This is a genomic window from Thioalkalivibrio denitrificans (assembly GCF_002000365.1).
GTDB lineage: Bacteria > Pseudomonadota > Gammaproteobacteria > Ectothiorhodospirales > Ectothiorhodospiraceae > Thioalkalivibrio_A > Thioalkalivibrio_A denitrificans.
In genome coordinates this window covers 1-6,733 of record NZ_MVBK01000053.1, presented here as the reverse complement: position 1 = coordinate 6,733, position 6,733 = coordinate 1, and the positions used below count along the sequence as shown (strand labels likewise).

Sequence of the window (6,733 nt, the reverse complement as noted above, 5' to 3'; positions counted from 1 at the left end):
CACAATCAGCCGGCCCGGCAGTGATCCGGGTTAGAATGCCCGACGAAATGACCGAACACGGCCTCAAACTGCACCCGTTCCACGGCGGGCTGGAATTGCCCGGCCACAAGGAGGAGAGCACCCGCGAGCCGGTGCTGCCCATGCGGGTGCCGGGCCGGCTGATTGTGCCCCTGCGCCAGCATATCGGCGAGGAGGCGGAACCCTGCGTCAAGGCGGGCGACAGGGTCAACAAGGGCAGCGTGATCGGGGTATGCGATACCTACGTGGGTGCACCGGTCCACGCGCCGTCGTCCGGTTACGTGGTGGAAGTGGCCGACCACCCGGTGCCACATCCCTCGGGTCTGTCCGCGCCCTGCGTAGTGATCGAGACCGATGGCAGGGAATACTGGGGCGACAGCCGCCTGCCCCACATCGAGGATTACCTCAACGCGGACCCCGCGAGCCTGCGTTATCGCATCCGCGAGGCAGGCATCGTGGGACTTGGCGGTGCGGCCTTCCCCTCGGCCGTGAAGCTGACGCCGCGCCCGGGTCACAAGCTCGACTGCCTGGTCATCAACGCCTCCGAATGCGAACCGTACATCACCTGCGATGACATGCTGATGCGCACGCATGCAAACCAGGTCATCGAGGGGATACGCATCCTGAAGCAGGCCGTGCAGCCTCGTTGCTGCCTGATCGGGATAGAGGACCACATGACTGCCGCCATCGAGGCCTTGCGCCGGGCGCTGGGCGGTGACGACGTGGACGGAATCCGGATCGTGCCGATTCCCAGCCTGTACCCGGCCGGAGGCGAACGGCAACTGATACAGGTGCTGACAGGTCGCGAGGTGCCCAGCCAGGGGCTCCCTGCCGACATCGGCATGGTCTGCCAGAACGTCGGAACGGCCGCTGCCGTGTACCGTGCGGTGGCCCTCGGAGAACCCCTGCTGTCGCGCATCGTTACAGTGACCGGCGGCGGCGTGAACCGGCCCCGCAATCTGGAGGTACTCATCGGGACGCCCATTGCCGAACTGGTCGACGCCAGCGGCGGCTACACGTCGGCGGTGTCGCGCCTGATCATGGGTGGCCCCATGATGGGCTTTGGGCTGCCCAGCGACGAGGTGCCGGTGGTCAAGGCCACCAATTGCATCCTTGCGGCCACCGACGAAGACATAGCGCCGCCCGGCCCGGTCATGCCGTGCATACGCTGCGCAGAATGCGTACGGGTGTGCCCGGCACAGCTGCTGCCCCAGCAGATCTACTGGTACGCGCGCGCCAAGGATTTCGACAAGGCCCAGGACTACAATCTCTTCGACTGCATCGAGTGCGGCTGCTGCGCTTACGTCTGCCCCAGCAACATTCCTCTGGTACAGTACTACCGCTACGCCAAGACCGAGATCTGGGCACAGGAACGGGAACGCCGCAAGGCGGACATCGCCCGGGAACGACACGAGTTCCGCCAGGCGCGCCTGGAACAGGAGGCCCGCGAGAAGGCCGAACGCCTTGCCCGCAAGAAGGCCGCCCTGGCGGCGAAACAGGGCGATCCCGGCGAGGACCCGAAGAAAGCGGCCATCCAGGCCGCCCTGGAGCGCGCCCGCGCCAGGAAGGCCACACAGGAATCCGAGCAGATGGACACGGAAAAGACCGACAGGGATAAGGAACCATCCGGCTGACAACCAGGCCGCAAGAACCGGTTTTCACTTGTCTCTTGTCTCTTGGATCTTGCCTCTAACGCCTTCATGCGCTTCCGCACTCACAGCTCCCCGCACATGATCCCGGCCCACGATGTGGGCCAGCTGATGCGGCGCGTGCTCTACGCGCTGGTGCCGGGCACCTTGGCCATGACCTGGTATTTCGGCCTGGGCGTTCTGGTCAACGTCTTGCTGGCGGTCGGCTTTGCGGTGGGCTTCGAGGCGCTCATGCTGCTGGCGCGCAGGCGCCCGGTGATCCCGGTCCTGGGCGACTACAGCGCCGTGGTGACCGGCTGGCTGTTCGCGCTGGCACTGCCGCCGCTCACCCCCTGGTGGGTGACGCTGGTGGGTGTTGGCTTCGCCATCGTGGTCGCCAAGCATCTTTACGGTGGATTGGGCTACAACCCGTTCAACCCGGCCATGGTGGGTTACGTGGTGGTGCTGCTGTCGTTCCCCAGGGAACTGATCCTCTGGGTGCCGCCCATGGGCTTCGATGACCTGGGTTTCAGTATCGGCGAAGTGACTGCGGCGATCTTTCTCGGCCAGCTGCCCAGGGAACTGACCTGGGACATGATCACCACCGCCACGCCCCTGGATCACATGAAGACCGAGCTGGCGCAGAATCGCACCATCAGCGAGATCCGCGAGCACCCACTGTTCGGCAGTTTCAGCGGGCACGGCTGGGAGTGGATTGCCAACTGGTTCCTGCTGGGCGGGCTGTTTCTGCTGTTCATGCGCGTGATCAGCTGGCAGATACCGGTGGCCGTGCTGGGCAGCCTCGCGGTCATGGCGGGCGCGTTCTGGGTCATCGACCCCGATGCCTATGCATCACCCGCCTTTCACGTGTTCAGCGGTGCCTCCATCCTGTGCGCGTTCTTCATCGCCACCGATCCGGTCTCGGCCAGCACCACGCCGCGCGGCCGGCTGATCTATGGCGCCGGCATCGGAATCCTGCTCTACGTGATCCGCACCTGGGGCAATTACCCCGACGCCGTGGCCTTCGCCGTGCTGCTCATGAACATGGCGGCGCCCACCATCGACCATTACACGCAGCCGCGCGCATTCGGGCAGAATCCGCCCCCGCCGCGGCGTGACAACGGTCCGTAGCGGTGCTGCGCAATATCCTCATCTCCGGCCTGCTCCTGGCCACGTTCGGCGTGGTGGGCACCGGGCTTGTAGCCTTCGTCTTCGATGGCACGGCCGAGCGCATCGCGGCCAACGAGGAGGCCATGATGCTGCAGAGCCTGCACGAAATCCTGCAGGACACGCCCTACGACAACGAAATTCTGGAAGACGCGATCAACCTCTCCGACGAACTCCTGGGCGGGTCGGGCCTGCGCGCCTACCGGGCCTGGCTCGAGGACGAACCCCAGGCGGTGGTGTTCTCGGTCGTCGCGCCGGGGGGTTACAGCGGACCCATTCGCATGCTGGTGGGCATCGATGCCGCCGGCGAGGTCACCGGTGTGCGCGTGGTCGCCCACCGGGAAACCCCGGGCCTGGGCGACGACATCGAGGTGCAGCGCTCCGACTGGATCCTCGACTTCAACGGGCGCAGTCTCGCCAATCTGGCCTACGAGGCCTGGGCGGTGCGTCGCGACGGCGGCGTGTTCGACCAGTTCACCGGGGCCACCATCACCGCGCGTGCGGTGGTGACGGCGGTGCGCGACGCGCTGGTATACTTCGAGTCCCACCGCGATGATGTGTTCGCCCGCGAGCCGCGCGAAGAGGAGGAGCAGCCCCTTGAGTGACATCAGCTACCGCGAGATCGGCGCCAACGGCTTCTGGCACAACAATCCGGGAATCGTGCAACTGCTGGGACTGTGCCCGCTGCTGGCCATCTCCGGCACGGTGATAAACGCGCTGGGCCTGGGGCTTGCCACCACCCTGACGCTGGTGGCCTCCAACGTCACCGTGTCCCTCATCCGCCACTGGGTCCGGCCGGAGATCCGCATCCCGGTGTTTGTGCTGATCATCGCCTCGGTGGTGACCGCCATCGAACTGGCCATGAATGCCTTTTTCCACGAGCTCTTCCTGATCCTCGGCATCTTCATCCCGCTGATTGTCACCAACTGCGCCATCATCGGCCGGGCAGAAGCCTTCGCCTCCAAGCAGCCGATTCCGAAGGCCCTGGCCGACGGTCTCGCCATGGGACTGGGATTCACCTGTGTACTGGTGGCCCTCGGGGCACTGCGCGAGGCCGTGGGCCACGGCACCCTGCTGGCCGACGCGCATCTCATGTTCGGCGATGCCGTACGCGGCTTCAGCATCACGCTGATCGAGCAGTACCGCGGGTTTCTGCTCGCCCTGCTCCCCCCCGGCGCATTCATCGCCCTGGGCCTGCTGATCGCGCTCAAGAACGTCATCGACGACGGCCTGCAGAAACGCGCCGCCGCGCGGATCACCAGACCGGCTGAGGCAGTGGGCTGATTGACGGGCCGCGCCGCAGTCGCGGCGGGTTCATTGGCAGGAGGAGTTTTCATGGCTGGACGTTTCCCCTTTGCCGGCAAGCGCGGCACCCGCTACGGGCTGGCGCCGCGCAGCACCATGGCCGCCTTCTTCGGGCATCACGAGATGAGCGAAGCGGTTCAGGAGAAGTACTACAAGTGGTGGTACGACTGGGCCAGGGCGTTCACGGAGAAGGATCCGGATCTTTCCGCCACCATGATCACGCGCTTCGACAGCTATCCCATGGGCCAGCACGCCCGCCACAGCTTCCACCTCAACGGCAAGTACTGGCCCTCCTGCATGGACGAACTCGGCTCCTACATCGCCAACGTCATCTTCCCGAAACTGGATGAGGACGCCATGCGTACACTGGATAAGGAGCACGCCAACCTGCTCAAGGAACTCGAGACCGAGAAGGAAGACCACCCCCGCGAGCCGACTCCCGACGTCGGGCTTTTCCGTCATATTTAGGAAAGCACTAGAGGCAAGATACAAGATGCAAGAGACAAGAAGCCGAGCCCGACACCCTGCTTGTATCTTGTATCTTGCCTCTTGTATCTGCGTTCATTCATGAACGCCGGGAAACGGCGGCGGATCTTCGAGCGCCTTCGGGCAGCGAATCCACATCCGACCACGGAACTGAATTACCGCACTCCCTTCGAACTGCTCGTGGCCGTGATTCTGTCGGCGCAGGCCACGGACAAGGGGGTCAACAAGGCCACGGCGCTCCTGTTTCCCGTGGCCAACACGCCGCAGGCCATCCTTGATCTGGGCCTCGACGGGCTCAAGCGCTACATCAGGACCATCGGCCTGTACAACAGCAAGACCGAGAACATCATCAAGACCTGCCGGATACTGGTTGAGCAACACGGGGGCAAGGTGCCCCATGATCGTGCGGCGCTCGAGGCCCTGCCCGGCGTGGGCCGCAAGACCGCCAACGTGATCCTCAACACCGCCTTCGGCGAACCCACCATGGCCGTGGACACCCATATCTTCCGGGTGGCCAACCGTACCCGGCTCGCCCCGGGCAAGACACCGCTCGCGGTGGAGAAGAAACTGCTCAAGGTGGTTCCCCCCGAATTCCTCAAGGACGCCCACCACTGGCTGATCCTGCACGGGCGCTACGTGTGCACCGCGCGCAGCCCGAAGTGCCCGGAATGCCTGATTCGGGACCTTTGTGAATACAAGGGAAAAACAGAGAGGCAAGAGGCAGGATCCAAGAGGCAAGTGAAGACCGCGTCTGCGGGCTGATTGGCCCGGAAGCGGATTTCCAGTTGCATCTTGCATCCTGTATCTTGTCTCCGCGCCCCCACCCTGTAATAGCGTGACCGACACCAGCCCCCCCGATCTTGCACGACTGCTGAGCGAATGCGCCCTGGGCAACAAGGGGGCCTTCGAGCGCCTGTATCGGGCCACATCCCCGAAACTGTTTGCCATTGCCGTGCGTATATTGGGTAGCGAGGCCCAGGCCGAGGAGTGCCTGCAGGATGCGTACGTGAAGATCTGGCACCGGGCGGGGGACTACCGGCCGCACCTGGCCAGCCCTCAGACGTGGCTGGTGACCATCGTGCGCAACGGCGCCCTGGATACCCTGAGGCGCAACCGGCGCCAGGTCACGCTCCAGGATCCCGCCCACCTGGAATTTCTCATGGATGAGTGGTCCACGGCACCCGGGCCGGAGGGGTTGGACAACGACAGCGACCGTCTGCGGGACTGTCTTGGGCAGCTGGGCGAAGATCAGCGCCGTTGCCTGGAGATCGCGTATTTTCAGGGCCTGAGCCACGCGGAAGTGGCTCAGGTCACAGGCACCGCCCTTGGCACGGTCAAGACCTGGATCCGGCGGGGGCTGGAACAATTGAGGAAGTGCCTGGATGTGTGAGAGGGTCCGGCCATGAGGTATGACAACCCGGAACTTCGCCGGCGGCTGGCCGCCGAGTATGCCCTGGGCACCCTGCGCGGGGCCGCCCGGCGCCGTTTCGAGCGCCTGCTCGTGCGCGACGCGGATCTTCAGGCCCAGGTGGCGCACTGGGAAGAACGCTTGGCGGACATGGCCTGGGCGACGACCCCCAGTCCTTCGGTACCGGACCGTGTCTGGGCGTCCGTCTCCCGGCGTATCGACAACCCGGCTCCGTGGAGACGGCCGGGGCTGTGGAACAGCCTCGCCTTCTGGCGCGGAGTTGGCTTTGCGGCCACGGCCATGGTGCTGGCGTTGATCGTGCTCCCCCTGGCACCGCCCGATCCGTCACCGACACCCATGCCCGAGCGCGTGGCCATGATCGCCGAGCCCGGCCAGGACGCCATGGGGTGGATCGTCACCGCCGAGGGCGGCGGCCAGCTGATCCGCGCCCGCGCCATCGTGCCCCCGCAGATGCCGGAAGGCGAAGTGTGCGTGCTCTGGCTCGAGTGGCCGGACGGGGTGGTGCGCCCGGTGGGGGTACTGCCGGAAGAAGGCGAACTCTCCCTGCCCGTGCCGGTCACGGATCGTGCGCCTTATCAGGCCCGGGTGAGTGTCACCATCGAGCGTGCCGCTGACCTTCCCATGGAAGCGCCCAGCGGCCGCAACGTCTTCCGAGGTCCGTGGCTGGAACTCTAGCAGCCTGTCGGACTTAGGTGCCCGT

8 protein-coding genes are annotated in these 6,733 nt (G+C 65.3%); all 8 read left to right on the top strand.

The genetic code is table 11. The features are described from left to right. The first annotated feature begins 47 nt into the window (after window positions 1-47). The 8 genes from rsxC (at window position 48) to B1C78_RS09555 (ending at window position 6,708) form a co-directional block, all read left to right on the top strand. Window positions 48-1,652: an electron transport complex subunit RsxC gene (gene rsxC / locus B1C78_RS09590; protein ID WP_077278946.1), complete on the top strand. Its 1,605-nt coding sequence runs from the start codon at window positions 48-50 to the stop codon at window positions 1,650-1,652. A 66-nt stretch (window positions 1,653-1,718) separates the two neighbouring features. Further along, entirely contained in the window at window positions 1,719-2,777 is a 1,059-nt protein-coding gene (gene rsxD, locus B1C78_RS09585; protein WP_077278944.1) for an electron transport complex subunit RsxD, read from the top strand. A gap of 2 nt (window positions 2,778-2,779) precedes the next feature. Next, on the top strand, window positions 2,780-3,418 hold the full coding sequence (gene rsxG / locus B1C78_RS09580) for an electron transport complex subunit RsxG (RefSeq protein WP_077278943.1): 639 nt from the start codon (window positions 2,780-2,782) through the stop codon (window positions 3,416-3,418). Further along, the gene (locus tag B1C78_RS09575) at window positions 3,411-4,097 is read left to right on the top strand and encodes an electron transport complex subunit E (RefSeq protein ID WP_139349881.1); all 687 of its coding nucleotides are present in this window, start codon (window positions 3,411-3,413) and stop codon (window positions 4,095-4,097) included. The genes rsxG and B1C78_RS09575 overlap by 8 nt, the downstream gene beginning before the upstream one ends. Window positions 4,098-4,148: 51 nt before the next feature. Continuing rightward, the gene (locus B1C78_RS09570; RefSeq protein WP_077278941.1) at window positions 4,149-4,586 is read left to right on the top strand and encodes a hypothetical protein; all 438 of its coding nucleotides are present in this window, start codon (window positions 4,149-4,151) and stop codon (window positions 4,584-4,586) included. Window positions 4,587-4,685: 99 nt separating this feature from the next. After that, a complete protein-coding gene (nth, locus tag B1C78_RS09565) occupies window positions 4,686-5,366 on the top strand; it encodes an endonuclease III (protein ID WP_077278945.1) in 681 nt (226 codons plus the stop codon). A gap of 73 nt (window positions 5,367-5,439) precedes the next feature. Then, window positions 5,440-5,994: a sigma-70 family RNA polymerase sigma factor gene (locus B1C78_RS09560; RefSeq protein WP_077278940.1), complete on the top strand. Its 555-nt coding sequence runs from the start codon at window positions 5,440-5,442 to the stop codon at window positions 5,992-5,994. Between the two features lie 12 nt (window positions 5,995-6,006). Next, window positions 6,007-6,708: an anti-sigma factor gene (locus B1C78_RS09555; protein ID WP_077278939.1), complete on the top strand. Its 702-nt coding sequence runs from the start codon at window positions 6,007-6,009 to the stop codon at window positions 6,706-6,708. The last annotated feature ends 25 nt before the right edge of the window (window positions 6,709-6,733 follow it).

Excerpts from the sequence above, each read along its gene's own strand:
- rsxC (WP_077278946.1), top strand. The coding sequence starts at position 48 with ATGACCGAACACGGCCTCAAACTGCACCCGTTCCACGGCGGGCTGGAA.
- rsxD (WP_077278944.1), top strand. The coding sequence starts at position 1,719 with ATGCGCTTCCGCACTCACAGCTCCCCGCACATGATCCCGGCCCACGAT.
- B1C78_RS09570 (WP_077278941.1), top strand. The coding sequence starts at position 4,149 with ATGGCTGGACGTTTCCCCTTTGCCGGCAAGCGCGGCACCCGCTACGGG.
- nth (WP_077278945.1), top strand. The coding sequence starts at position 4,686 with ATGAACGCCGGGAAACGGCGGCGGATCTTCGAGCGCCTTCGGGCAGCG.
- B1C78_RS09555 (WP_077278939.1), top strand. The coding sequence starts at position 6,007 with ATGAGGTATGACAACCCGGAACTTCGCCGGCGGCTGGCCGCCGAGTAT.